The organism is Bacillota bacterium (assembly GCA_030019365.1).
Classification (GTDB): domain Bacteria; phylum Bacillota; class Sulfobacillia; order JACIYH01; family JACIYH01; genus JACIYH01.
Genome location: JASEFA010000002.1, coordinates 349,157 through 374,885, shown reverse-complemented (window position 1 = coordinate 374,885; position 25,729 = coordinate 349,157). Strand labels below are relative to the sequence as shown.

22 protein-coding genes and 2 pseudogenes are annotated in these 25,729 nt (G+C 69.5%); 23 read left to right on the top strand and 1 reads right to left on the bottom strand.

Going from position 1 to position 25,729, the window contains the following annotated elements; all coding sequences use genetic code 11:
* Positions 1 to 4: 4 nt before the first annotated feature.
* The 19 genes and pseudogenes from QME70_05045 to QME70_04955 all read left to right on the top strand — a co-directional run bounded on the left by QME70_05045 (position 5) and on the right by QME70_04955 (position 20,519).
* Complete coding sequence (locus tag QME70_05045) at positions 5 to 436, top strand: ATP-binding protein (GenBank protein ID MDI6893969.1); 432 nt, start codon at positions 5 to 7, stop codon at positions 434 to 436.
* On the top strand, positions 433 to 1,815 hold the full coding sequence (locus tag QME70_05040; GenBank protein ID MDI6893968.1) for a [Fe-Fe] hydrogenase large subunit C-terminal domain-containing protein: 1,383 nt from the start codon (positions 433 to 435) through the stop codon (positions 1,813 to 1,815). Before QME70_05045 ends, QME70_05040 begins: the two co-directional genes overlap by 4 nt.
* A complete protein-coding gene (locus QME70_05035; protein ID MDI6893967.1) occupies positions 1,793 to 2,134 on the top strand; it encodes a DRTGG domain-containing protein in 342 nt (113 codons plus the stop codon). The genes QME70_05040 and QME70_05035 overlap by 23 nt, the downstream gene beginning before the upstream one ends.
* 3 nt (positions 2,135 to 2,137) lie before the next feature.
* Positions 2,138 to 2,893 (top strand): PHP domain-containing protein, encoded by a 756-nt coding sequence (locus QME70_05030; GenBank protein ID MDI6893966.1) that lies wholly within the window; start codon positions 2,138 to 2,140, stop codon positions 2,891 to 2,893.
* 59 nt (positions 2,894 to 2,952) lie between these two features.
* On the top strand, positions 2,953 to 3,432 hold the full coding sequence (gene nuoE, locus QME70_05025; GenBank protein ID MDI6893965.1) for an NADH-quinone oxidoreductase subunit NuoE: 480 nt from the start codon (positions 2,953 to 2,955) through the stop codon (positions 3,430 to 3,432).
* 4 nt (positions 3,433 to 3,436) lie between these two features.
* Entirely contained in the window at positions 3,437 to 4,114 is a 678-nt protein-coding gene (locus QME70_05020) for an ATP-binding protein (protein MDI6893964.1), read from the top strand.
* Entirely contained in the window at positions 4,111 to 4,473 is a 363-nt protein-coding gene (locus QME70_05015) for a (2Fe-2S) ferredoxin domain-containing protein (protein MDI6893963.1), read from the top strand. The genes QME70_05020 and QME70_05015 overlap by 4 nt, the downstream gene beginning before the upstream one ends.
* Positions 4,474 to 4,491: 18 nt before the next feature.
* Positions 4,492 to 7,530, top strand: coding sequence for an NADH-quinone oxidoreductase subunit NuoF (nuoF, locus tag QME70_05010; protein MDI6893962.1), 3,039 nt, complete (start codon positions 4,492 to 4,494; stop codon positions 7,528 to 7,530).
* Positions 7,531 to 7,543: 13 nt separating this feature from the next.
* Positions 7,544 to 9,277 carry an NADH-dependent [FeFe] hydrogenase, group A6 gene (locus QME70_05005; protein MDI6893961.1) on the top strand — a complete coding sequence of 578 codons (1,734 nt, stop codon included), beginning with the start codon at positions 7,544 to 7,546 and terminating at the stop codon, positions 9,275 to 9,277.
* A gap of 13 nt (positions 9,278 to 9,290) precedes the next feature.
* The gene (gene nuoE, locus QME70_05000; protein ID MDI6893960.1) at positions 9,291 to 9,779 is read left to right on the top strand and encodes an NADH-quinone oxidoreductase subunit NuoE; all 489 of its coding nucleotides are present in this window, start codon (positions 9,291 to 9,293) and stop codon (positions 9,777 to 9,779) included.
* Between the two features lie 15 nt (positions 9,780 to 9,794).
* The gene (gene nuoF / locus QME70_04995; protein MDI6893959.1) at positions 9,795 to 11,504 is read left to right on the top strand and encodes an NADH-quinone oxidoreductase subunit NuoF; all 1,710 of its coding nucleotides are present in this window, start codon (positions 9,795 to 9,797) and stop codon (positions 11,502 to 11,504) included.
* A 3-nt stretch (positions 11,505 to 11,507) separates the two neighbouring features.
* Entirely contained in the window at positions 11,508 to 13,241 is a 1,734-nt protein-coding gene (locus QME70_04990; GenBank protein ID MDI6893958.1) for an NADH-dependent [FeFe] hydrogenase, group A6, read from the top strand.
* 18 nt (positions 13,242 to 13,259) lie between these two features.
* Positions 13,260 to 13,450: pseudogene (locus tag QME70_04985) on the top strand (Ni/Fe hydrogenase subunit alpha).
* A 321-nt stretch (positions 13,451 to 13,771) separates the two neighbouring features.
* A pseudogene (locus tag QME70_04980) lies at positions 13,772 to 14,023 on the top strand (iron-only hydrogenase system regulator).
* A 158-nt stretch (positions 14,024 to 14,181) separates the two neighbouring features.
* The gene (gene hydE / locus QME70_04975) at positions 14,182 to 15,261 is read left to right on the top strand and encodes a [FeFe] hydrogenase H-cluster radical SAM maturase HydE (GenBank protein MDI6893957.1); all 1,080 of its coding nucleotides are present in this window, start codon (positions 14,182 to 14,184) and stop codon (positions 15,259 to 15,261) included.
* Between the two features lie 32 nt (positions 15,262 to 15,293).
* A complete protein-coding gene (gene hydG / locus QME70_04970; protein ID MDI6893956.1) occupies positions 15,294 to 16,697 on the top strand; it encodes a [FeFe] hydrogenase H-cluster radical SAM maturase HydG in 1,404 nt (467 codons plus the stop codon).
* A gap of 201 nt (positions 16,698 to 16,898) precedes the next feature.
* Entirely contained in the window at positions 16,899 to 17,654 is a 756-nt protein-coding gene (gene rsmI, locus QME70_04965; protein MDI6893955.1) for a 16S rRNA (cytidine(1402)-2'-O)-methyltransferase, read from the top strand.
* Entirely contained in the window at positions 17,641 to 19,287 is a 1,647-nt protein-coding gene (locus tag QME70_04960) for a D-aminoacylase (protein ID MDI6893954.1), read from the top strand. Before rsmI ends, QME70_04960 begins: the two co-directional genes overlap by 14 nt.
* On the top strand, positions 19,287 to 20,519 hold the full coding sequence (locus tag QME70_04955; GenBank protein MDI6893953.1) for a M20 family metallopeptidase: 1,233 nt from the start codon (positions 19,287 to 19,289) through the stop codon (positions 20,517 to 20,519). Before QME70_04960 ends, QME70_04955 begins: the two co-directional genes overlap by 1 nt.
* Before the next feature lie 236 nt (positions 20,520 to 20,755).
* Here QME70_04955 and QME70_04950 read toward each other — a convergent pair whose 3' ends face one another.
* Positions 20,756 to 21,004, bottom strand: a complete 249-nt coding sequence (locus QME70_04950) for an AbrB/MazE/SpoVT family DNA-binding domain-containing protein (protein ID MDI6893952.1) — start codon at positions 21,002 to 21,004, stop codon at positions 20,756 to 20,758.
* 169 nt (positions 21,005 to 21,173) lie between these two features.
* On the opposite strand from QME70_04950, the gene QME70_04945 reads away from it, so the two are divergent.
* From QME70_04945 to QME70_04930, 4 genes are all read left to right on the top strand, one after another.
* Positions 21,174 to 22,145, top strand: a complete 972-nt coding sequence (locus QME70_04945) for a DNA double-strand break repair nuclease NurA (protein ID MDI6893951.1) — start codon at positions 21,174 to 21,176, stop codon at positions 22,143 to 22,145.
* 260 nt (positions 22,146 to 22,405) lie between these two features.
* The gene (locus tag QME70_04940; protein MDI6893950.1) at positions 22,406 to 23,392 is read left to right on the top strand and encodes an ADP-ribosylglycohydrolase family protein; all 987 of its coding nucleotides are present in this window, start codon (positions 22,406 to 22,408) and stop codon (positions 23,390 to 23,392) included.
* Positions 23,393 to 23,400: 8 nt separating this feature from the next.
* Positions 23,401 to 23,634 (top strand): NAD(P)H-dependent oxidoreductase, encoded by a 234-nt coding sequence (locus QME70_04935; protein MDI6893949.1) that lies wholly within the window; start codon positions 23,401 to 23,403, stop codon positions 23,632 to 23,634.
* Positions 23,635 to 23,716: 82 nt separating this feature from the next.
* Entirely contained in the window at positions 23,717 to 25,573 is a 1,857-nt protein-coding gene (locus tag QME70_04930; protein ID MDI6893948.1) for an ATP-binding protein, read from the top strand.
* Positions 25,574 to 25,729: the final 156 nt, after the last annotated feature.

Below are 25,729 nucleotides of genomic sequence, written 5' to 3'. Positions count from 1 at the left end.
GGCCATGGCCGAGGAGCTGGTCCTGGAGTTCGAGGTCGGGGGCCTGGACTTCGCGGCGGTGGGAGAGGCGTCGGGGGGTGTCAAGCGGGCCCTGCAGCAGGTGGGGATGGGGGCTTCGGTGGTGCGGCGGGCGGCCGTGTGCGCCTTCGAGGTGGAAACCAACATCGTCATCCATGCCACCCGGGGCGTGGTGCGCGCCCGCATCTCCCCGGAGCGGGTGGTGGTGGAAGCAGAGGACGAGGGCCCCGGCATCCGGGACCTGGAACTGGCGATGCGGGAGGGATACTCCACCGCGCCCGCCTACATCCGGGAGATGGGGTTCGGAGCAGGTATGGGGTTCGCGAACATGCGGCGGTGCTCTGATTCCATGGAGGTGTCCAGCGAGGTGGGGAAGGGCACCCGCGTTCGCCTGGTAATCGAGGTGGGGAAGCCGTGACCCGGGAAGAGGGCGGGTACTTCCACTCGGTGCGGCTGGACCTGGACAAGTGCAAGGGGTGCACCAACTGCATCAAGCGCTGTCCGGTAGAGGCCATCCGGGTGCGCGAGGGCAAGGCCCAGATCATGCAAGAGCGTTGCATCGATTGCGGGGAGTGCGTGCGGGTCTGCCCCAACCATGCCAAGTACGTGGTCACGGACGGCCTGGAGCGCCTACAGGATTTCCGCTACCGGGTGGCGCTCCCCGCGCCTGCCTTTTACGGCCAGTTTCGCCCGGACGTTCCGCCCGGGGGGGTGCTGGCCGCCCTGCTGAAGGCGGGGTTCGACGGTGTATTCGAGGTGGCGGTGGCGGCAGAGGCTGTCACGCTCGCCATCCGGGCTTATCTGGAGCGGGGGATGCCGAGGACTGCCCGTCCCCTGATCTCGTCGGCCTGCCCGGCGGTCATCCGGCTCATGCAGGTGCGGTTCCCCAGCCTGCTTGGCCACATCATCCCGGTGGAAACCCCCATGGAGATCGCCGCCCGCCTGGCTAAAGAGGAGAAGGCGCGCGAGTGGGGAGTGACTCCCCGGGAGATCGGCGCCTTCTTCGTCGCCCCGTGTGCCGCCAAGGTGACCGCGGCCAAGCAGCCCGAGGGGAGTCCGGTGAGCAGCGTGGACGGGGTGCTCTCCATGAGCGCCATGTACGCAGAGGTGCTGCGGCGGCTCCCGGACGTGGACCTGAGCGCGGAACTGCACCGCTCATCGGGGATGGGCATCGGCTGGGGGTCGGCCGGCGGGGAAGGCCGGGCCGTGGGCACGGGCACCGTGCTGGCGGTGGACGGCATCCACAACGTGGTCACGGTGCTGGAGGAGGTGGAGCGGGGTACCCTCGCGGACGTGGACTTCATCGAGGCTCAGGCCTGCGTGGGGGGATGTATCGGGGGCCCGCTGGCGGTGCAGAACCCGTTCATCAGCCGGGTGCGCATGCGCCGCCTGGTGGAGGAGTATGGCGGGCGCGCGCCGGGAGCGGGCGAGGCCGAGGTGAGGCGTCGATTCCGGCAGGGTTTCTTCGACATGGTCAGGCCCATCGCCCCGCGCCCGGTGCTGCGTCTGGACGAGGACGTTACCCGCGCCATCCGCAAGATGGATCGGCTGGAAAAGACGCTGGCCCGGCTGCCGGGTCTGGACTGCGGGGCCTGCGGGTCTCCCACCTGCCGGGCCCTGGCTGAAGATATCGTGCGCGAGAAGGCCTTCGAGACCGACTGCATTTTCCAGTTGCGCGAGCACCTGGAGGAACTGGCGGAACGTATGGTGCAGCTGACCCGCATCGTTCCGCCCGCCCTCTCCCGGGAGAGGGCGCCCGGAGGAGGTGGCAGCGGTGATCCTGAGAGACGTGACTGAGAAGCTGGGCCTGGAGGTGTTGACGGGGTCCGCCCACCTGGAGCGGGAGGTGACGGGCGGATACGCGGGCGACCTCCTGTCGGATGTGATGGCCAATGCCGTGTCCGGGCAGGTGTGGCTCACCATCCAGACCCACCAGAACGTGGTGGCGGTGGCCGCTCTGGCCGGCCTGGCCGGGGTCGTCATCACCGCGGGGAAGAAGCCCGAGGCCGACACCCTGCAACGGGCCGACAGCGAGGGAGTGGTGATCATGAGGTCGCCCTACCCCACCTTCCGGGTGGCGGGCGAACTCTGGAGGCTCCTGGGCGGGGCGGGATGAGCCATGAACCGGCTGCGGCGGTGGCGGGCGGACCTGCACGTGCACACAGCCCTGTCGCCCTGCGCCGACGACGACATGAGCCCCTGGCGGGTGGTGGCGGCGGCGCAGGTGGCGGGACTCGACCTCATTGCCGTGACCGACCACAACTCGTGCCGGCAGGCGCGGGCCGTGGTGGAAGTGGGGAGGATGGCGGATCTGGCGGTCATACCGGGCATGGAAGTGCAGACGCGGGAAGACGTCCACCTGGTGTGTCTCTTCGACACCGCCGAGCAGGTGGAGAGGTGGGGGGAAGAGGTGTACGCCCACCTGCCCGCCCGCCCCAATCCCGAGCAGACCTTCGGGAGGCAACTGCTCTTCGATGCCTGTGACCGGCAGGTGGGGAGGGAGGAGTGCCTGCTCCTCACGGCCTGCGACCTGGGGGTCGAACAGGTGGTACAGCGCGTCACCGCCCTGGGCGGGGTGGTGATTCCCGCCCACGTGGACCGGCAGGCGTACGGCCTGGTGTACACCCTGGGATTCTTTCCGCCCGGCCTGGACCTGCTGGCGGCGGAGATCTCCGGGCGGGAGGCGGTGGAGGCCGTGCGGACGCGTTTCCCTCAACTGGGGGACATTCGCCTCTACTCGGCCTCGGACGCGCACCGGCTGGAGGAAATCGGCCTGCACCCCAGCCTGTTTCACCTGAAGGAGCCCACGGTGGCGGAACTGGGGCTGGCATTTCGGGGAATGGCAGGACGCAGGGTGGCCATCTGCCCCAGGTAGGGAGGAGGGGGCTGCTGCAGGCAGGGTGGCAACGGTTGCAGCTTGAGAGGAGGGAGAGCATGGCACAGGTGGCGGTCCTCAGCCCGACGCTGAGGGAGGAAGCGAGCCAGATCATCGAGAGTTACCGCGGGCAGCCCGGCGGCCTCATCCAGGTGCTGTCGCGGCTCCAGGAGAAGCTGGGTTACCTGCCCCGCGACGTGCTCAAGGAAGTGGCGGATACCCTGGGGGTATCCCTCACCGACGTGTACGGGGTGGTGACTTTCTACGCCCTGTTCACCCTGAAGCCCCGCGGCCGTCACACCATCAACCTGTGCAAGGGGACGGCCTGTTACGTGCGGGGGGCGGCCCAGCTTATAGAGCGTCTCAGGAAGGACTATGGACTCAAGCCCGGCGACACCACCGACGACGGCCGCTTCACCCTGGAGGTCATCCGCTGCCTGGGGGCCTGCGGGCTGGGCCCGGCGCTAATGATCGACAGGGACGTGCACGCCCGGGTGAAGCCCGAGAAGCTGGGCGCGATCCTGAGCAGGTACGAGTAGGGGGATGACGGTGCAGGAGCTGGCCCTCCACATCCTGGACCTGTTCCGCAACGCCGTGGAGGCAGGAGCCCGCACGGTGTACATCGCGGTGCGGGAAGACAGTGCTTCCGACCGCATGGAGATCGAGGTGCGGGACGATGGGCGGGGGATGACCCCGAACCAGGCGCGCACCGCCTGCGATCCCTTCTTCACCACCCGGACCACGCGCCGGGTGGGGATGGGGCTGGCCCTGCTGCAGGCGGCAGCGGAGCAGGCGGGGGGCGAGCTGCGCATCGAGTCGGCGCCCGGGGAGGGGACGCGGGTGGTGGCCACATTCCGGCGGGGCCACATCGACCGGGCTCCCCTGGGAGACATGGCGGCCACCCTGGAGGTAGCGGTGGCCGAGCCGGGCGTGGATGTGGAGTACGAGCACCGGCGGGATGGGTGGGTTTTCCGTTTCTCCACCGAGGAGCTGAAGCGATTCCTGGGAGTGAGCGCCCGTGATGATCCTGGCGTGCTGGCCTGGGTGAACCGCCACATAGCCGAAGGGGAAAGGGCTCTGAGTTCCCCCAGAAACGCACTTTCACCCTCCCCCGAGAATGGGCTTCTATCCCCGGTGGCGGCGCGAGCGGCCGCAGGGAACTTGTCCCTCGCCCGGGGGGGCGAGGTTGTCGGAGGTTGCAAGGAGGTGCACCTGACGTGAAATCGCTGGAAGATCTGGCCCGACTGCGGGACGAAGTGCGGGAACGCATGAAGGTGCGGGAGGGCGCCCGGGCGGTGCGCATCACCGTGGGTATGGGCACCTGCGGCATCGCCGCCGGGGCCCGGGACGTGATGGCCACCCTCCTGGACGAGCTGGCCAAGCGGGGCCTCACCGACGTGACCGTCACCCAGACCGGTTGCGCGGGGCTGTGCGAGTACGAGCCCCTGGTGGAGGTGGCCCGGCCCGGCCAGCCCAAGGTCACCTACTCCTACGTGACGCCGGAGAAGATGCGCCAGATCGTGGCCCAGCACGTGGTGAACGGCCAGATCATCGGCGAATGGGTGCTGGCGGCCAGGTAGCCGGAGGGAGGAATCGCCATGCAGCTTTACCGTGCCCACGTGCTCGTATGTGCCGGGGCCGGCTGCATCTCCTCCGGCTGCAAGACCGTGGAGGACGAGCTGCTGGCCGCCATAAAGGAGCACGGGCTGGAGAACGAAGTGCGGGTGGTGGAGACGGGGTGCATGGGACCCTGTGACCTGGGCCCCATGATCGTGGTGTACCCCGAGGGGGTCTTCTACCGCAAGCTCACCCCGCCCGACGCCCGCGCCATCGCAGAAGCACACCTGCTCAAGGGCCGGGTGGTGGAGCGCCTGGTATACCGTCTACCGGACACGGGGGTACAGGTGGCGGAGCGGGAGCAGATCCCCTTCTTTCAGCGCCAGGTGCGCATCGCCCTGCGGAACTGTGGGGCCATCGACCCCGAGCGGGTGGAGGAATACATCGGCCGCGACGGGTACGCCGCCCTGGGCAGGGTGCTCTCGGCCATGAAGCCGGACGAGGTCATCGATTACGTGAAGCGCTCCGGCCTGCGGGGCCGGGGCGGCGCCGGCTTCCCCACCGGGCTGAAGTGGGAGTTCGCCATGAAGGCGGCGGGCACGCCCAAGTACGTGGTGTGCAACGCCGACGAGGGGGATCCGGGGGCCTTCATGGACCGCAGCATCCTGGAGGGTGACCCCCACACGGTCCTGGAGGGCATGGCCATCTGCGGCTACACCATAGGGGCCAACCAGGGCTACGTCTACGTGCGGGCCGAGTACCCCCTGGCCGTGGAGCGGCTGGGGAAGGCCATCGCCCAGGCCCGGGAGTACGGGCTGCTGGGGGAGAACATCTTCGGCACCGGCTTCTCCTTTGACGTGGAGATCCGCGTGGGTGCCGGTGCCTTCGTGTGCGGTGAGGAGACCGCCCTGCTCGCCTCCATCGAGGGCCGGCGGGGCGAGCCCCGTCCGCGGCCGCCCTTCCCCGCCAACGAGGGGCTGTGGGGCAAGCCCACCGTCATCAACAACGTGGAGACCTGGGCCAACGTGCCCCCCATCATCCTCAACGGTCCGGAGTGGTTTGCCCGCCTGGGGACGGCGCGCTCCAAGGGCACCAAGGTCTTCGCCCTGGCCGGCAAGATCAACAACACCGGTCTGGTGGAGGTGCCCATGGGGACGCCCCTGGGGGAGATCATCTTCGACATCGGCGGTGGTATCCCCAAGGGGAAGAAGTTCAAGGCGGCGCAGACGGGTGGCCCCTCGGGCGGGTGCATCCCGGCCGAGCACCTGAACGCGCCCGTGGATTACGAGTCCCTGGCCGCCCTGGGGACTATCATGGGATCCGGCGGCCTCATCGTCACCGACGAAGACACCTGCATGGTGGACTTCGCCAAGTTCTTCCTGGAGTTCGTCCAGGATGAGTCCTGCGGCAAGTGCACGCCGTGCCGGGTGGGCACCAAGCGCATGCTGGAGATCCTGGAGCGCATCACCCGGGGCAAAGGCCAGGAGGGTGACGTCGAGCTGCTCATCGAGCTGGGCGAGCAGATAAAGAACGCCGCCCTGTGCGGCCTGGGGCAGACCGCCCCCAACCCGGTGCTCTCCACCATCAGGTACTTCCGGGACGAGTACGAGGCCCACATCCGGGACAAGAAGTGCCCGGCCTCGGTGTGTGCGTCCCTGTTCACCTCGCCCTGCCAGAACACCTGCCCGGCGGGGATCGACATCCCCACCTACATCGACCACATCCGCAACGGGCGCTTCCGCGAGGCCTACTTCACCATCAAGCGCGACAACCCGGTGGCGGCGGTGTGCGGGCGGGTGTGCGATCACCCCTGCGAGGCCCGCTGCCGGCGTGCCCAGATCGAGGAACCCATGGCCATCCGGCTGCTCAAGCGGGCGGCCACCGACTGGGTGCTGGAGCACGAGGGGCGCCTGCCCAACTTTCCCCCGGCTCCCCCCAACAGCATCCAGGTGGCGGTGGTGGGTTCCGGTCCCGCCGGCCTCACCTGCGCTCACTACCTGGCCCTCAAGGGCTACCGGGTGACGGTGTTCGAGGCCCTGCCCGTGGCGGGCGGGATGCTGGCCGTTGGCATCCCCGAGTACTGGCTGCCGCGCCACGTGCTGGAGGCCGAGATCAGGTCCATCACCGACCTGGGCGTGGAGATCAGGACCGGGGTGCGGGTCGGCAGGGACGTCACCGTGGAGGACCTGAAGCGCCAGGGGTACCGGGCCATCTTCCTGGCCATAGGTGCCCACGGCAGCCAGCCCCTGGGCGTAAAGGGCGAGGACCTGCCCGGCGTGTACGCGGGAGTGGAATTCCTGCGCGAGGTCAACCTGGGCCGTGCCCCCGACTTCACCGGCAAGACGGTGGCGGTGGTGGGCGGTGGCAACGTGGCCATCGGCGCCGCCCGTACCGCCCTGCGCCTGGGGGCCAAAGAGGTGCACATCGTGTACCGGCGCCGCCGGGAAGACATGCCCGCCATCCCCGACGAGGTCGCCGGGGCCGAGCACGAGGGGGTCAGGTTCACTTACCTGGCCGCCCCCGCCTGGGTGGTGGGCAGGGACGGCCGGGTGACCGGCCTGGCCTGCCAGAAGCAGGCCCTGGGCGACTTCGATACCAGTGGCCGGCGGCGGCCGGCGCCGCAGCCGGGCTCGGAGTTCATCCTGCCCGCCGACGTGGTGATCTCTGCCATCGGCCAGGCGGTGGAGTCGGAGCTTGCCACCGGGGACGGGGCCCTGGCCCGGGGCCGTGGTGGTGTGTTCGTGGTGGATCCCCGCACCATGGCCACCAACCTGGAAGGTGTCTTCGCCGGCGGCGACTGCACCCTGGGTCCCGCCAGCGTGATCGAGGCGGTGGCCGCGGGGAAGCGGGCGGCCACCGCCATCGACCGTCTCCTGGGCGGCGACGGTGTGGTGGTGCCCGAGGGGCCGGTGGAGCGGAAGCTGTCCGGTGAGCTGCTCGAGAAGGAGACGCCGCGGCGCAAGGTGACCGTGCTCCCACCCGAGAAGAGGCGCGATTCCTTCCGGGAAGTGGAGCTCGGTTACACCTACGAGGTGGCCATGGCCGAAGCGGCCCGCTGCCTGCGCTGCGACGTGAAGTAGGGGGGAGGCCGGCATGGGTAAGGTAACCCTGACCATAGACGGGCGCAAGGTGGAAGCCGAACGGGGGATGACCGTGCTCCAGGCGGCGCGCCTGGCCGGGATCAACATCCCCACCCTCTGCTACCTGGAGAACCTCAACGCCATCGGGGCCTGCCGTGTGTGCGTGGTGGAGGTCAAGGGAGCGAAGGCCCTGCAGGCTTCCTGCGTCCTCCCCGTGGCCGACGGCATGGAGGTGTGGACCAACTCCCGGGCGGTGCGGGCGTCCCGCCGCACCACGGTAGAGCTGCTCCTCTCCGACCACCCCACCGAGTGCACCACCTGCATCCGCAACGGGACCTGCGAGTTGCAGGCCCTGGCGGAGTCACTGGGCATCCGGCAGGTGCGCTTCGAAGGAGAAAAGCACGGGGGCGAGCCCGACGAGTCCAGCCCCTCCGTCGTGCGGGAGAACGCAAAGTGCATCCTCTGCCGCCGCTGCGTGGCCGTGTGCGAGAAGGTGCAGTCGGTGAAGGCCATCGGGCCGCAAGAACGCGGGTTCGAGACGTCCATTGCCCCGCCCTTCGAGCTGCCCCTGGCCGATTCGGTGTGCGTGAACTGCGGCCAGTGCACCCTGGTGTGCCCCACCGGGGCCCTGCACGAGCGTGACGACACGGAACTGGTGTGGGCGGCTCTGGCCGACCCCGGAAAGCACGTGGTGGTCCAGACCGCTCCCGCCACGCGGGTCACCGTCGGCGAGATGTTCGCCATGCCCCCGGGCAGCGTGGTTACCGGCAGGATGGTGGCCGCCCTGCGCCGCCTGGGCTTCGACCGCGTCTTCGATACTGACTTCACTGCCGACCTCACCATCATCGAGGAAGGGTACGAGCTGGTCCACCGCCTGCAGGAGGACGGCGTGCTGCCCATGATCACCTCCTGCAGCCCGGGGTGGATCAAGTTCATCGAGACTTTCTTCCCCGACCTGCTGCCCAACCTGTCCACCTGCAAGTCGCCCCAGCAGATGTTCGGGGCGCTGGCCAAGACCTACTATGCCCGCAAGGTGGGCATCGACCCGGCGGACATCTTCGTGGTCTCCATCATGCCCTGCACGGCCAAGAAGTTCGAGGCCCGGCGACCGGAGATGACCGACTCGGGTTACCCGGACATCGACGCCGTGCTCACCAGCCGGGAGCTGGGTCGCATGGTCAGGGAGGCGGGGGTGGTCTTCGACGCCCTGCCCGAGGAGCCCTACGACGATCCCCTGGGGGTGTCCACGGGTGCGGCCGCCATCTTCGGTGCCACCGGCGGCGTGATGGAGGCGGCCCTGCGCACCGCCTACGAGGTGGTCACCGGAAAGATGCCTCCCGCCCTGGACTTCGAGTCGGTGCGCGGGATGGAAGGTATCAAGGAAGCGACCGTCAACCTGGATGGGGCCGAGGTGCAGGTAGCGGTGGCCCACACGCTGGGCAACGCCCGCAAGGTGCTGGAGGCGGTGAGGGCAGATCCCGGGCGATACCACTTCATCGAGATCATGGCCTGCCCGGGCGGCTGCATCGGCGGCGGCGGCCAGCCCATCCCCACCACCGACGAAATCCGCCAGAAGCGTATCGAGGCCGTCTACCGGGTGGACCGGGAGATGCCCCTGCGCAAGTCCCACGAGAACCCGGTGATAAAGGTGCTGTACCAGGAGTTCCTGGGCGAGCCCAACTCCCACAAGGCTCACGAGCTCCTGCACACGCACTACCAGCCCCGTTACCAGTACACGACGCTGTAAGGGAGGGAAGGAGATGGGTAAGGCCAGCCTGGAGGTCACCCGGCAGCAGCCGCAGGACATGGCCCGCGTGCGGGAGATCATCTCCCGCCTGCGGGACCGGCCCGCGCCGCTATTGCCCATCCTGCAGGCCATCCAGAAGGAGATGGGCTGGATATCCGAGGAGGCCATGGTGGAGGTGGCAGAGGCCCTGGGGATGCACCCCAGCCGGGTGTACGGGGTGACCACCTTCTATACCCTGTTCGCCACCGGGCCCAAGGGGGAGCACGTGATCAGGGTGTGCGCCAGCGCCCCCTGCCACGTCCCTGGGGCCGGGGCCGTGCTGGAGGCCCTGAAGAAGGCCCTGGGGGTGGAGGTGGGCGAGACCACGCCCGACGGCAAGTTCACCCTGGAGCTCACCAGCTGCATCGGGGTGTGCGGGGTGGCCCCGGCCATCATGATCGACGACCAGGTGTACGGCAACTTGAAGCCGGCCGACATCGGGGCCATCCTGGCCCGCTACTAGGGAGGGGGGAGGGAGATGCTGTATCGGGCCCACGTGCTGGTATGTAACGGCACCAACTGCAGCCTGAAGGCCTCGCCCGAGGTCCAGAAGGAGTTCTCCCGGCTCCTGCCCGAGTACGGCCTGGACAAAGAGGTCAAGGTGGTGGAGACCGGCTGCTTCGGGCTGTGTGAGTACGGCCCCACCGTGGTGGTGTTCCCCGAGGGGACCTTCTACTCCGGGGTCAAGGTGTCCGACGTGCGGGAGATCGTCTCCGAGCACCTGTACAAGGGCCGGGTGGTGAAGCGGCTGCTCTACCAGGTGCCGCCCGCGGCCAGGCCCGTGCAGGTGTACCCGGAGGTGGACTACTTCCGCCACCAGGTGCGGGTGGTGCTGCGCAACTGCGGGTTCATCGATCCCGAGTCCATCGAGGAGTACGTCGCCCGCGGCGGCTACCAGGCCCTGGGGAAGGCGCTCACGGCCATGACTCCCGCCCAGGTGGTGGAGGAGGTCAAGGCCTCCGGCCTGCGCGGCCGGGGCGGCGCCGGCTTCCCCACCGGGCTCAAGTGGCAGTTCGCCGCCCGTGCGGACGGCTCCGGGCCCAAGTACGTGGTGTGCAACGCCGACGAGGGCGAGCCCGGCACCTTCAAGGACCGCCTCATCCTGGAGGGCGACCCCCACGCCGTGCTGGAGGGCATGGCCCTGGCCGGATACGCGGTGGGCGCCCACCAGGGGTACGTCTACATCCGGGGTGAGTACGTCCTCTCCATCGAGCGGCTCGAGAAGGCCATCGCCCAGGCCCGGGAGATGGGCCTGCTGGGGAAGAACATCCTGGGCTCGGGATTCGACTTCGACGTGGAGATCCGCCTGGGAGCGGGTGCCTATGTCTGCGGCGAGGAGACGGCGCTCTTCGAGTCCCTCGAGGGCGGGCGGGGCGAGCCCCGCATCAAGCCCCCCTATCCCACTGACGCCGGGCTGTTCGGCCGTCCCACCGTGATCAACAACGTGGAGACCCTGGCCAACGTGCCCGTGATCATCGAACGGGGCGCCACCTGGTTCCGCACCCTGGGCACCCAGAAGACCCCGGGCACCAAGGTGTTCACCCTCACCGGTGACATCGTCAACGCCGGGCTCATCGAGGTGCCCATGGGCATCACCCTGCGCGAGATCATCTACAACATCGGTGGCGGCATCCCCGACGGGCGGGCGTTCAAGCTGGCCCAGACGGGTGGTACCTCGGGCGGTGTCATCCCAGCCGAATTGCTGGACGTGCCCATGGACTACGACAGCCTGGCCACCCATGGCTCCGCCCTGGGCTCGGGGGCGTTGCTGATCATCGACGACACCCACTGCATCGTGAACGTGGCCAAGTCCTTCTCGTTCTTCTTCCTGCACGAGTCGTGCGGCAAGTGCACGCCCTGCCGGGAGGGGACTCTGCAGCTGCACCGCATCATGGAGCGGATCAGCCGGGGTGAGGCCACCCGCACCGACCTGGAGAACATGAAGGCGCTGGCCCAGGCCATGTACGTGGCCCCGCTCTGCCCGCTCGGGCAGACGGCACCGCTGCCGCTCATGAGTACCCTGCGCTGGTTCAAGTCCGAGTACCTGGCCCACGTGGTGGGCAGGACCTGCCCCGCCGGGGTGTGCCCCATGGACGGGAGCGCGGCGCGCGCTGCCGCCGGTTGTGCGGCGTCGGCCGCCGGCGGAGCGGCGGCGGGGGCCGGTCGGGCCGCGTCGAGGGAGGTGTAGCGCATGGACCTGGTCAACGTCACCATCGACGGTCAGAAGCTGAGCGTGCCCAAGGGCTTTACCATCCTGGAGGCGGCCCGGCTGGCCGGCATCGACATCCCCACCCTCTGCCACCACCCCGACCAGGAGGTCAAGGCCGTGTGCCGGGTATGCGTGGTGGAGGTGGAGGGCTCCCGCACGCTGCAGGCGGCCTGCGCCTACCCGGTGGCCGAGGGCATGGTGGTGCGCACCAGCACCCCCCTCGTGCGGCAGACCCGGCGCACCGTGGTGGAACTCATGCTGGCCCGCCACCCGGCGGAATGCACGAGTTGCGTGCGCAACCTGCACTGCGAGCTGCAGGTCCTGGCGGAGCGCCTGGGCATCCGCGAGGTGAGGTTTGGGCGCGAGGAGAAGGGCCTGCCCCTGGATGAATCCAACCCGGCCATCGTGCGCGATCCCAACAAGTGCATCCTGTGCCGGCGTTGCGTGGAAGCGTGCCACCGGGTGCAGGGCGTGGGCATCCTTTACCCGGTTCACCGGGGGGCCGAGGCCATCGTGGCCCCCGCCTTCGAGAAGTCCCTGGCTGAGCTGCCCTGCGTGTACTGCGGCCAGTGCATCAACGCCTGTCCCGTGGGTGCCATCTACGAGGTCGACCACACCGAGCGTGTATGGAAGGCCATCCACGACCCCGCAAAGCATGTGGTGGTACAGACGGCCCCGGCCACACGGGTCTCGCTGGGCGAGGAGATGGGCCTGGGCGTGGGCGCCATCGTCACAGGTAAGATGGTGGCGGCCCTGCGGCGCCTGGGCTTCGACCGCGTGTTCGACACCAACTTCACCGCCGACCTCACCATCATGGAGGAGGGCCACGAGCTCATCCACCGGCTCACCCACGGGGGCGTGCTCCCCATGCTCACCTCCTGCAGCCCGGGCTGGATCAAGTTCCTGGAACACTACTACCCCGAGTTCATCCCCAACGTCTCCACCTGCAAGTCACCGCAACAGATGTTCGGGGCCCTGGCCAAGACCTACTACGCCGAGAAGATGGGGTGGAAGCCCGAGGACGTGTACGTGGTCTCCATCATGCCCTGCACGGCCAAGAAGTTCGAGGCCCAGCGGCCGGAGATGGACGATTCGGGTGTGCAGGACGTGGACGCGGTGCTCACCGTGCGGGAGCTGGGCCGCATGATCCGCGAGGCGGGGCTGGACGTCACCGCCCTGCCCGAGGAGGACTACGACGATCCCCTGGGCCGCTCCACGGGTGCGGCCGCCATCTTCGGCGCCACCGGCGGCGTCATGGAGGCGGCCCTGCGCACGGCCTACGAGGTGGTCACGGGCAGACAGGCGCCCAGGCTGGACTTCGAGGAAGTGCGCGGTCTCCAGGGCATCAAGGAGGCCACCGTGGCTATGGACGGCACCCAGGTGAAGGTGGCGGTGGCCCACAGCCTGGGTCACGCCCGCCGGCTCCTGGAGGCGGTCAAGTCCGGCCAGGCCCGGTACCACTTCATCGAGATCATGTGCTGCCCGGGCGGCTGCATCGGCGGCGGCGGCCAGCCGGTGCCCACCACCGACGAAGCCCGGCAGCGCCGCATCGATGCCATCTACCAGGTAGACCGCAACCTGCCCCTGCGCAAATCCCATGAAAACCCGGCCATGCAAGAGCTCTACCGGGAGTTCCTGGGCCAGCCGCTGGGGGAAAAGTCGCACCACCTGCTGCACACCCACTACACGGCGCGTCCGCGCTACCGCAAGGCCTAGCCCCGACTTCCTCCCCGGCCCGAAGACGACCCCGCCCAGCGCAACATCCTGGGGCTGGTGGCCAAGGTGGGGAGGAGATCGGCGCGGGAGAGGTGATAAAGCACCGCGCTTACGCCCAGAAGATCCAGGCCATGCTGGGGGGAGTCGCCACCCACCCCGCCTGCGGGGTGCCCGGGGGCATGTCCAAACCCATCCGCGAACAGGAGCGTACGCTGAGGGCGGCATTGCCAGGAGAAGCCTCTTGTGATAAGATGAACATGACCTGCTGACCGGCGGGGCACGCCCGGCCGGGAGGCGGTCGGCAGAGCCTTCAGAATAGTGATCCCTGAGGGAAGGGGAGTCCCTGAACCGAGGGAGCCGAGGCCCGGTGGTAGCCGGTCTTGTGAGGCAGGTAACAAGGGCTCGTCTTCGCTCGGGGAGAGCGAGGGCGAGCCCTTGTGGCACGGGTGGCCCGAGTGTGACCGGAGCGTGGTTGTGGTGCGGGGCGAGCCGGACCGGAAGGAGAGGTGAGCATGAGGGCGGAGCGTGAGATGGGCACGGTTGGGCCGGACCGCCGGGTGGGGGTGGTGGGGATAGTCATCACCGACCGCGGTCGCGTGGCGGGACGGGTGCAGGAAGTGCTGTCCCAGCATGGAGACATGATCGTGGGCCGCATGGGTATTCCCTACCGCGAGCGCGACCTGGCCGTCATCGCCCTCATCGTGGACGGCACCACCGACCAGGTGGGCGCCCTCACCGGCAAGCTGGGGCAACTGCCCGGAGTGCTGGTGCGGAGTTCCCTGGCCCCGGCCCTGGCTCCGTGCCTGAGTCAGCCCTCGCATCCGTCCTCGGGCCCACCCGCGGTTTCGCCGGAGGGAAGGTGAGCGGAGTGGCCGTCGCCGTCGAGCAGGAGGTCTCGTTCGCCCAGGCCCTGGAGCGGGTCCGCCGCCGGCCCGGGGAAATCGGGCGCCGGGAGGTCCTGGCGCTACTGGAGGGCTCAGCGGAGCCGGGGGGACGCGATGCCTTGTTCCGGGCGGCCGACGAGGTGCGGCGCCGTTATGTGGGCGACGAGGTGCACCTGCGGGGGATCATCGAGTTCTCCAACCACTGCGTGCGCAACTGTCACTACTGCGGGCTGCGGGCGGGGAACCACTCGCTTGCGCGCTACCGCATGACCCCGGCGGAGATGGTTGCCATCGCCGAGAGGGCGGCCGGGCTGGGGCTGGGCACGGTGGTGCTGCAGTCCGGAGAAGACCCGTACTGGGATGCGGAAGTGCTGGCGGGAGTGATCCGGGAGATCAAGCGGCGTGCGGGGCTGGCCGTCACCCTCTCCGTGGGGGACCGGCCCCGGGAGGACTACGCTCGCTGGGGGGAGGCGGGGGCGGACCGCTACCTGCTGAAGCACGAGATGGCCGACGCCGAGCTTTTCCGCCGGCTGCGACCAGGTACCACCCTGGGCGGGCGGTTGCAGTGCGTGCGGGACCTGAGGGAGCTGGGCTACCAGGTGGGCTCGGGGAACATGGTGGGATTGCCCGGGCAGACCCTGGCCAGCCTGGCCGATGACATAGTCCTGCTACAGGAGCTGGACGTGGAGATGGCCGGCATTGGCCCCTTTCTTCCCCATCCCCAGACGCCCCTGGCGGGGGCGCAGCCCGGGTCGGTGGACCTCACCCTGCGGGTGCTGGCGGTGGCCCGGCTAGCCCTTCCTTGGGCACACCTGCCCGCCACCACCGCCCTGGGCACGGCGGATTCGGAAGGGCGCCAGAAGGCCCTCCGTTGCGGCGCCAACGTGATCATGCCCAACGTGGGCCCCACCGAGTACCGGTCCCTCTATGAGATATACCCGGGCAAGATCTGCCTGGGGGACCGGGCGGAAAGCTGCCTGGTCTGCCTGCGCCGGATGGTGCAGGACCTGGGACGCACCATGGGGCGGGGGCCGGGCCACTCGCCCAAACCCCGCTTCCGTCCGCGGGAGGCACCCGCCCCGAGGGTCCGGGCGGACACGGGGGGCGCGGTCGCTGTGGCGCCGCCGGCCCGGTAGGGTGGGCGTGGCGAAGAAGGAGAGGAGAAAGCATGCGTGGCACTCAGGTAGCCGACTTCATCCCCCACGACGTGATTGACGACCTCCTGCGCGAGCAGGCCCAGCCCGACCCCGCGCGGGTGCGGGACATCCTGGCCAAGGCGCGCGAGGCCCACGGGCTGGAGCCCGACGAGGTGGCCGCCCTCATCCACACCTGGGACCCCGGGCTGCTGGAGGAGATGTACGCGGCCGCCCACGAGGTGAAGGAGACCATCTACGGCAAGCGCCTGGTCTTTTTCGCCCCCCTTTACTTCAGCAACTACTGCGTGAACAACTGCCGCTACTGCGGTTACCGCCGGGACAACCGCTTCTCCCGCCGCCGCCTCACGCGGGAGGACGTGGCCGAGGAGGTACGGGTCCTGGAGCAGATGGGGCATAAGCGCCTGGCCCTGGAGGCGGGGGAGGATCCCGCCCACTGCCCCATCGACTACGTGGTGGACGTGATCGAGACCGTATACGCCACCAGGGAGGGCAGGGGCGAGATCCGGCGGGTGAATGTGAACATCGCCGCCACCACGGTGGAGGAGTACCGGCTGCTCAAGCAGGCCCACATCGGCACCTACATCCTGTTCCAGGAGACCTACCACCGACCGACGTACGAGTACATGCACCCCTCCGGGCCCAAGAGCGACTACGACTGGCACGCCACCGCCATGGACCGGGCCATGGAAGGCGGGCTGGACGATGTGGGCATCGGCGGCCTCTTCGGGCTGCATGACTGGCGCTTCGAGGTGCTGGGCCTCATCTTCCACGCCCGTCACCTGGACGAGAAGTTCGGGGTGGGCTGCCACACCATCTCCGTGCCCCGGCTGCGGCCGGCCACGGGCGTGGACCTGGTGCAGTTCCCCCACCTGGTATCTGACGCCGACTTCAAGAAGCTCATTGCCATCCTGCGCCTGGCGGTGCCCTACACGGGTATGATCCTCTCCACCCGTGAACGCCCCGAGTTCCGCGACGAGCTGTTCGCGGTGGGCATCTCCCAGATCAGTGCAGGCTCGCGCACCGGCGTGGGTGCCTACCGTCATGACCACGCGGCTGCCCCCCGCGAAGCCCCCCAGTTCCAGGTGGAGGACCTGCGCACGCCGGATGAGGTGATATGCAGCCTGGCGAAGTCGGGGTACATCCCCAGCTTCTGCACCGCCTGCTACCGCCGCGGCCGTACTGGCGAGCGCTTCATGCGCCTGGCCAAGACGGGCTGGATCCAGAACCTGTGCCAGCCCAACGCCCTGATGACCTTCAAGGAGTACCTGGAAGACTATGCTTCGCCGCGCACCCGCGCAGCAGGGGAGGAGTGCATCCGCAGGCACGTGGCCGAGATCAAGCACCCGTCCGTGCGGCGCAAGACCCAAGAGCGCCTGCGTCTTATCGAGGAGGGCCAGCGCGACCTCTACTTCTGACTCTGCAGTGAGGCGAGGGCCTTCTCGATTACGACGCGCAGGAGTTGCTTGTAGTGGAGTAGCTCGTGCCACGCGGCGCGGCGGCAGCCCTCTTGCGCAGTTCGACCGTGTTGGTCACGCCGGGGCGGCGCCCGTCGGGGTGGGTCTGGGTGGTTTGACGGGGGAGGGGACGGCTCGGTAGACTGGGCGGGGTGAGCAGCGATGGCGGGGACGCTTTACCTGGTGGCGGGTCCCATCGGGAACCTGGAAGACATCACCTTGCGGGCGCTCCGGGTGCTGCGCGAGGTGGACCTGGTGGCCGCCGAGGACACCCGGCAGGTGGCCAAGCTGCTGGGTCACTATGACATCTCCAAACCGGCGGTGAGCTACCACTCCCACAACCAGCGCCAGGTGGCCCCGCGGCTGATCGGACGCCTGCGGCGGGGTGAGAGCGTGGCCCTGCTGTCCGATGCGGGGCTGCCCGGCATTTCCGATCCCGGCGGCGAACTGGTGCTGCTGGCGGAGCGGGAGGGCATCCCGGTGACCGTGCTGCCCGGACCCAGCGCCCTGGTGGCGGCGGCCGCCCTCTCCGGCTTTCGTCTGGATGGGGTTTCCTTCTGGGGCTTTCCCCCACGGCGGGCGGGACGGAGGCGTCGCTTCTTCGAGGCGCTGCTCCGTGAGGGGCGTCCCTTCGTCTTCTACGAGTCACCCCACCGCATCGTGGAGACGCTGGCCGACCTGGCGAACCTGGAGCCGGGGCGCCGGGTGGCGGTGGGGAGGGAGCTCACCAAGGTGTTCGAGGAGGTGATCCGCGGGCCAGCGCAGGCGGTGGCTCTGGACGTGGCGGCCACGGGGCCGCGGGGTGAGTACACGGTGGTGGTTGGCCCCAAGGGCCGGTTCCGGCTGCCGGGGCTAGGCAGGAGAGCGGCACCCGGGGACGAAAACATTTCGGGAGACGAGGCACTTGAGGAGGAGTGAGGGCATGTTCGACCTGCTCATCGTCGACGCCCGCATCGTGGATGGCACCGGGGCGCCGTACTTCGACGGGGACCTGGGGGTGATGGGGGACCGCATCGCCGCGGTGGGGCGGCTGTCCGGGCAACTGGCCCGCCGCACGGTGGTGGCCGCGGGCCGGGTGCTGACCCCGGGGTTCATCGACATCCATTCCCATTCGGACGTTTCCTACCTGATCAACCCGCTGGGCGAAAGCAAGGTGCGCCAGGGGGTGACCCTGGAGGTGGCCGGCCAGTGTGGCTGGTCCCTGGCCCCTCTGGAGGGCGCCGCCGTGGAGGAGATCAGGAAGGAACTGGAGGCCGAGGACGAGGTCGAGATCAGCTGGCGCGCCATGGGTGAGTACCTGGCCTGCGTGGAGGAGGCACGGCCATCGGTGAACCTGGCCGTGGTGGCGGGCCACGGTACCATCCGGGGGTCGGCCATGGGGTACGATGACCGTCCCCCCACCGCCGAGGAGGCCGGGCGCATGCGCCTCCTGCTCCGCCAGGCCCTGGCGGAAGGGGCTTTTGGCCTTTCCACCGGCCTCATCTATCCGCCCGGGTCGTATGCCACCACCGAGGAGATCATCGACCTGGCCCGCGAGCTGGTGCCGGCGGGGGGCGTCTACTTCACCCACATGCGTAACGAGGGGGCCCGCCTGCTGGAGGCGGTGGGGGAGGCCATCCGCGTTGGCGCAGAGGCGGGCGTGCCCGTGCAGATCGCCCACCACAAGGTGGGGGGCGAGAAGAACTGGGGCATGGTGAAGGAGTCCCTGCGCGTGATCGAGGAGGCCCGTGCCCGGGGGGTGGATGTCACCTGCGACCAGTACCCGTACACCGCCTCCTCCACGGGGCTGTCCAGCATCGTGTCCCAGTGGGCCCACGATGGCGGCTCCGAGAAGCTCCTGGCCAGGCTGCGCGACCCGGATACCAGGCGGCGCCTGGCGGCCGAGTGCGTCGACAGCCAGGATTCCTGGAGTGGCTGGGACAAGCTGCTCATCTCTTCCGTCCGGTCGGAGGCCAACAAGAAGTACGAGGGCAAGAACCTGGTCGAGATCGCAGAGGAGCGGGGTCAGGACCCCATCGACGCCGCCTTCGACCTGCTCATTGAGGAGGAGCTGGCGGTGGGGATGGTGCGCTTCGGCATGAGCGAGGAGGACGTGCGCACCGTGATGCAGCACCCCTGGGTGATGGTGGGGTCGGATGGCAGCGCCCTGGCGCCTTACGGCCGGCTGGGCCGGGGCAAGCCCCACCCCCGCAACTACGGCACCTTCGCCCGCGTGCTGGGCCGCTACGTGCGTGAAGAGAAGGTCCTGGGGCTCGAGATGGCGGTCCGCAAGATGACAGGCCTGCCCGCCTGGCGGCTGCGCCTCTGGGACCGTGGCCTGCTCAGGCCGGGCTTCCATGCCGACCTGGTGCTGCTCGACCCCGAGCGGGTAATGGACCGGGCCACCTTCACGGACCCCCACCAGTATCCGGACGGGATCGATCTGGTGGTGGTCAACGGGACCGTTACGGTGGACGGCGGCGAGCACACGGGAGCACGGGCCGGGCGCGTGCTGCGGCGCGGCGCCGGTGCTCAGGCGGCCGGCGCTTTCCCGGCGGGGGCACAGGCGTGATGGTGGCAACTGAGGGTGTGACGGGCAGCGGTGCGGCCGGGGACGAACTGCGCCGGCGCGTGGGGGAGAGGGTGAGGGCCCTCGCGCCCCGCCTCACCGAGGTGGCCCGCTTTCTCAAGGAGCATCCGGAAGTTGGCCACCAGGAGTACGAGGCCCAGCGGTTGCTCTGCAGCGTCCTGGAGGAGGCCGGCTTTGCGGTAGAGCGGGGCGTCGGCGGCCTGCCCACCTCGTTCCGGGCCGAGCACCCGTCCGGAGGGGGCAGGCGCCCCCGCATCGCCTTCCTGGCCGAATACGACGCCCTGCCCGAGATCGGGCACGGGTGCGGGCACAACCTCATTGCCGCCATCAGCCTGGGCGCTGCCCTCGCCCTCCGTGAGGAGGGGCGCGGCACCGTGGTGGTGCTGGGCACCCCGGCGGAGGAGACCACCGGGGGCAAGATCGCCATGTGCGAGGCCGGGGTGTTTGACGGCCTGGACGCGGCCATGCTGGTGCACCCGGGCTGGCAGACGTCGGTGGGAGGCTCCAGCCTGGCCTCCCACCCGGTGGAGATCGAGTTCTTCGGGCGGGCGGCGCACGCCGCCGCCGCGCCCGAGAAGGGCATCAACGCCCTGGATGCGCTGCTTCTCACCTTCCAGGCGGTGCACGCCGTGCGGCCGCGCCTGGACCCCGCCGTGCGCCTGCCCGGCATCATCCTGGACGGGGGGACGGCGCCCAACGTGGTGCCCGACCACACCCGCGCCCGGTTCAGCCTGAGGGCGGCGGATGCCCGCTACCTGGAGGAGGTGGTGGTGCCGGCGGTACTCGACTGTGCCCGCGGCGCTGCCCAGGCCACCGGTTGCCGGCTCGAGTGGCGGTTCTACGAGCCCCTGTTCCAGGACATGAGGGGAAACCCCGTGCTGGCCCGTCTGTTCGCGGACGAGATGCGCCACCGGGGCCACCGGGTGGAGGAGTTGCCCCCCACCGAGCGCGGTGGGTCCACGGACGTGGGTAACGTCTCCCACCGGGTCCCGGCGGTGCAGCCGTCGGTGGCCATAGGCGACCCACCGCCGCCCGGCCACACCCGCGAGTTCGCGGAAGCCACCCTGTCGGAGCCGGCGCTGCGCGCCATGCTCGACGCCTGCACCGCCCTGGCCGTCACCGGTGCCCGGCTGCTGCACGATGCCGGCCTGGTGGAGGAGGCCTGGCAGGCGTGGCGCCAGAGAATGCAGGAGGCGGGTGCCGGTGCCCCCTGACGGCCGTCGCCCGCTCACGCGGCTGCGACGGGCGTTGGGGAGACCCGGGTTGGGGGCTCGGGCGGTTGCTCTGCGGCGACCTCCTATGGAAGCGAGCTGAGACGGGGCGCGTTGCCCCGTCTCAGCAGATTCTGCTTGGCCTGCCACGAATGATTATTCCGCGCCGGCCGCGACGCCCCGGCTACGCCGCGCGGGCCATTCCGCCCCGGCTGCGGCGCGCCGGCTACGAACGGCGGCTAGCCCGCCTGGGAGATCATGGCCTGGATGCAATCACGGCAGACGTTCTTGCCCTGGAAGTGCACCACGTTGGCGGCGTTCCCGCAGAAGATGCAGGCCGGCTCGTACTTGCGCAGGATGATCTTATCCCCGTCGACGTATATCTCCAGGGAGTCCTTTTCGCCGATGTCCATGGTACGGCGAAGCTCGATGGGAATGACCACCCGCCCCAGTTCGTCCACCTTCCGCACGATGCCCGTTGACTTCACCCGCTTCACCTCTTTCTACAAAGCTTCGACGGCATCCGCTGGAAATGATACCAGGTATGGTAGAATAAGTCAAGGGTCTCTGAGGAAAAGCTAGAAGTTTGTCGCTGGGGAGGATGAGTCTACCGGCGGTCACCGGTTCGCGCGGCAGGAGCAGGCTGGGGGGAGGACGATGGGGTTGCAGGGGCCGGGTGACATCCGCCGCTTGAGGGAGGAAATCTCGCGTCTCGACGGCATCCTGGGGGAGCGTAGCCGCTTCCTGGAGGGGCGGCGCCAGTGGTTGCGGGAACAGGTGGCCGCCCGCGTGGGTCGCCTGCGTCCGCTCCGGCGCCTCTGCGGCGAGGAGATGGGGGCGTGGCTGGCGGGGCGCTCCCTGGCCGGGGTGGATGGTTCCTGCAACCTGGTGGGCGGGTCTTACCCCCATTATGTGGCGGTCATGGCGGCAGTGGGGCGCACCACGCGCGGCGAGGAGGCCTGGGCGTGGGAGGTTTGGAGCCCCCTCGACCGCGAGGAGCGCCTGGGCGAAGACGCCGATGAGATGGCCCGCCGCCGGGCCCTTTCCGCCCTGGAGGCGCGCGTCGCCGCCCAGGTGCTGGAACGTTACTCGGCCCGTCTCTTGCTCGTGGACGGACCGCTTGTGCGATTGCGCATCGAGGCCGAGCAGGAATGGGAAAACCTGTTCGCGCAGGCACGTCGCCAGCGCACCCTGCCCGTGGGTGTAATCGAATCGGTGGGGACGTCCGTGGTGGCGTCCCTTCTGGGTGAGGACCTGCCGCCGGCCTGGCGGGGCGCATTCGACCGCGAGCTGCTGTGGGGACTGCTGGAACCCGGGGAGATGCTCACCGTGGAGCATCCCCACCGCCCCGGGCTGCGCACCTGCTTCATGCGCGCGGGGCAGGACCCCGCCCCCACGGGCCTGGACTTCCCCACCATGGTGCCGGCCGACGAGAACCTGGATGCCGTCGCCGATGTCCTGTACACGCTCACTCCGCAGGGCGGCCGGGGTATCCCGCTGTGGGTCGACCTGGTGGATGCCCGCGTCCGCCTGGAGGACCACGTGGTACGCGCCCTGGTGGAGAGCGGCATTTCCCGGGAAAACTGGCTGCGCTTCCTGGCCTCCCGGCGCGAGCGCCGCCCCTTCTGACCGCTGCCGCCCCTTCTGACCGCTGCGCCTGGCGCCCGGGATGCCCTTCTCGCCGCGCCTGCCGCCCCTGCTGACCCGCAGCCGCTCATGGCGGGAATGCGCGGACCCCGGACACACGGTCGGCCGGTGTGGTGGAGGTAGAAGGTTGGCCGCCTTTACGGTCTGCGACGCCCGGGCGCTTGCAGGTAACCGCGCGCTCATCGTATAAGACAACGGGCGATGGTGTCCGCCGCGCGGAAGACGGAGGCGAGGTGTGATTGGTGCGCGAGCGCTATCGTGGAACCCTCCTGGGCGTGGCGGTGGGAGACGCCCTCGGTGCTCCCATCGAGTTCATGAGGTGGGACGAGATCAGGGCGCGATACGGGCCGGAGGGAGTGCGGGGGTACGTCCCTGGACCCTACGGGCGGGCCGCCATCACCGATGACACCCAGATGACCCTGGCCACCGCCCGGGGGTTGCTTCGTGCCGCTTCCCTGCTCGCGTCCGGGGACCGGGAGGACGTCGCACGGTTCATCTACGGTGCCTACCTGGAGTGGCTGGCAGCGCAGGACGACCCGGGCCAGCGAAGGGCGCCGGGGCTAACCTGCCTCGCGGCACTGAGGTCTGGGAAGATGGGCACGGTCGAGCGCCCCCTCAACGATAGCAAGGGTTGCGGAGGAGTTATGCGGGTGGCGCCGGTGGGCCTGGCGCTGCCGGGGCAGCCCGACGCCGCCTTCGCCTTGGGGGTGCGCACCGCCGCCATCACCCACGGCCACGCAGGCGGATACCTCCCGGCCGGGTCGCTGGCTGCGCTGCTTTCCCGGCTGGTGGCCGGCCAGGATCTGCACGAGGCGGCGGCTGCCGAGGCACATCGGCGTGAGCTGGACCCTGACACCCGGCACCTGCTGGGCCGGGCCATGGACCTGGCCCAGGGCGATCTGCCGCCGGCTCATGCCATCGCGGCTCTGGGCGAAGGGTGGACGGGTGACGAGGCACTGGCGATAGGCGTGTTCTGCGCCCTGAGGTACGCTGGATCGCCGGCGAAGGACGATTGCTTCCGGCAGGGCGTGCTGGCATCCGTCAACCATTCGGGCGACAGCGATAGCACCGGTGCGGTGGCGGGGGGAATCCTCGGTGCTTGGCTGGGCGAGGGTGCCATCCCGCCCGACTGGCTCACCGACCTGGAAGGCAGGGCGTCCCTCGTGATGGTGGCCGACGAGATATACGGGGCCTTCGGTACGCCTGCCCCGCCATCGGTGCCGAGGTAGCCAAAGGGGTGGGCGGCGTGCTGGTGGTGGGGATGGTGGCAAGTCCCCGCAAGGGGATGAATACGGACACGCTGGTAAGGCGGACCCTGGAAGGTGCCCGCGCAGCGGGGGCCGAGACCGGCCTCATCTACCTCAATGACCTGGAGGTCAGGCCCTGCCAGGCCTGCCCCCGGCCGCCGAGGGCGCTTTTATCTGGGTGGCGGACTATTCTCGAGATCCGGGGCATGCTCTGGTCACGATGAGGTTGTGGTGCAGGGACGTGAACGCAGAGGGCCTTCGACCTGGGCCTGCGCGTGGCCGGTGCCGAGGTGGGGGGGAGAAGCAGTGCGCTTTCAGGTGGTGGGTGCCACCACCCCGCATGAAGTGTGGGTGGTATCGGGGGAGCGGCCCCTGCGGGTGAGCGAGATGGTGGTGCTGGAGGACGAGTTGCTGGGCAATCCCCAGGCCCAGGTGGTGGAGACCCGCTCCCATAACCGGTTTTTCCCGCTGACCACGGACCAGGGGGCCCCCGACCGCCAGGTCCTGCAGGCCCTACAGCTGATGGGGTACGACGTGCAGCAGGAGGAAGTCCACCTGGCCCGCGTGCGGCTGCTGGAGGAGGCGCCGTTCCCGGTGCGGGTGGGGATCACCGCCCGCCCGGCCACCTTCGCCGAGGTGCGGCACCGGCTGGTGCGGGCGTCTCCCGCCCGGGGGCTGGTGCTGGGCGTGATCAAGAGCACCGAGGAAATGGTGCCCGAGCTGGACGACGACTTGCAGGATCTCGTGTGCACGGTGCGGGGCGATGAGGTCCGTCCCCAGGACGGGGTGCCCTTCCTGATCGGCCCCGCTTCCTGGCAGCAGTATCCCCACCTGGGCATCTTCGGAGGGTCGGGGTCGGGGAAGTCCTTCGCCGTACGCGTGATCCTGGAGGAACTTATGCGCCTGGACCTGCCCGCCGTGGTCCTGGACCCCCACTTCGAGATGGATTTCTCCCAGCCCGCGCCGGGGCTACCGCCGGGAGGGGCACGGGGTTTCGAGGGGCAGTTCCGCACCCTGCTCATCGGCCAGGAGGTGGGGGTGGACTTCACCGAACTGGGGACGTACGACCTGATCAACCTCCTGGGGGCGGTGACCCCCCTCACCGAGCCCATGGCCAATGCCGTGGAACTGCTGCACCGGCGCATGGATTCCTACACTTCCTTCGCCAACCGGGTGGCGGACCTGGCGACGGCCCTCGAAGAGGGGAAGGCGGGGCTGGATCGGCGCGGCCAGGATCCCTCCCTGCCGGCCCAGGAAAAGCAGCGCCACGCCCGCCTCCTGGAGTTGCTGGGCGAGTTCGGCAGCCTGCCCCTGGCCTCGGTGCGAGGCATTCAGTGGCGCCTGCGCCGCCTGGAGCACGCCGGCCTGTTTGGCGCCGACATCCGGCCGGTGGAGCAGTTGCTGCTGGCGGGGAAGGTGGCGGTCATCCAGGGGCCCATCTGGTTGCTGGAGGTCTTTGCCGCCTACCTGCTGGGGAACCTGTACCGCCGGCGCCGTTCTTACCGGGATGCCCTGCAGCGGGGGGAGCAGTCTTCCTTCTTCCCGCCCTTCGTGGTGGTCACCGACGAGGCCCACAACTTCGCCCCCCGCGGGCTGGAGGCGCCCGCCAAGCGCCTTCTCCGCGAGATCGCCCAGGAGGGCCGCAAGTACGGGGTATTCCTGGTACTGGCCACCCAGCGCCCCGCCCTCCTGGACGAGACCGTCACCGCCCAGCTCAACACCAAGTTCGTCTTCCGCACCGTGCGGGCCAGCGACCTGGAAGTGATCAAGGAAGAGACCGATATGACCGCGGACGAGGTCCGCCGCCTGCCTTACCTCCCCACTGGCGACACCTTCGTCTCCGCCGCCGCCATCGGGCGCACCATCCCCGTGCGCATCCGGGCGGCCTGGAGTGCCGCCCCCCACGCCCGCGATCCCTGGGAGGAACTGCGGCAGCGCCAGACGGCATGGCAGGAGAAGGCATGGGAGGCGGTGGCCGACCTCCTCCCCATCTCCACCGCCAACCTGGTGCACCTCCTGCCCAGGCTGCGCGAGAGGCTGGGCGAGGACCTGGGCCCCAAAGAGGTGGTGGACTGGCTGGATCGCCTCGCCAATGAGGGCCGGCTCCACAGGGCCCAGACCCCTTTCGGCGCCACCTACCGCGCCCCCGGCCATCCCGCGTAGCCTGGGTTCTGTGGGGACGGCGCGGGTGTGCGGCTGCGACATCATCTGATGCCCAGCAGATCCGGTTTCTGCCTTTTTGGTATAATCGGCGTGTGTTCGGGCGGGTGCGCGTGCCCCTGTCTTCCTGTGCCACGGGCACGGTTGCGCGGCCAAGGG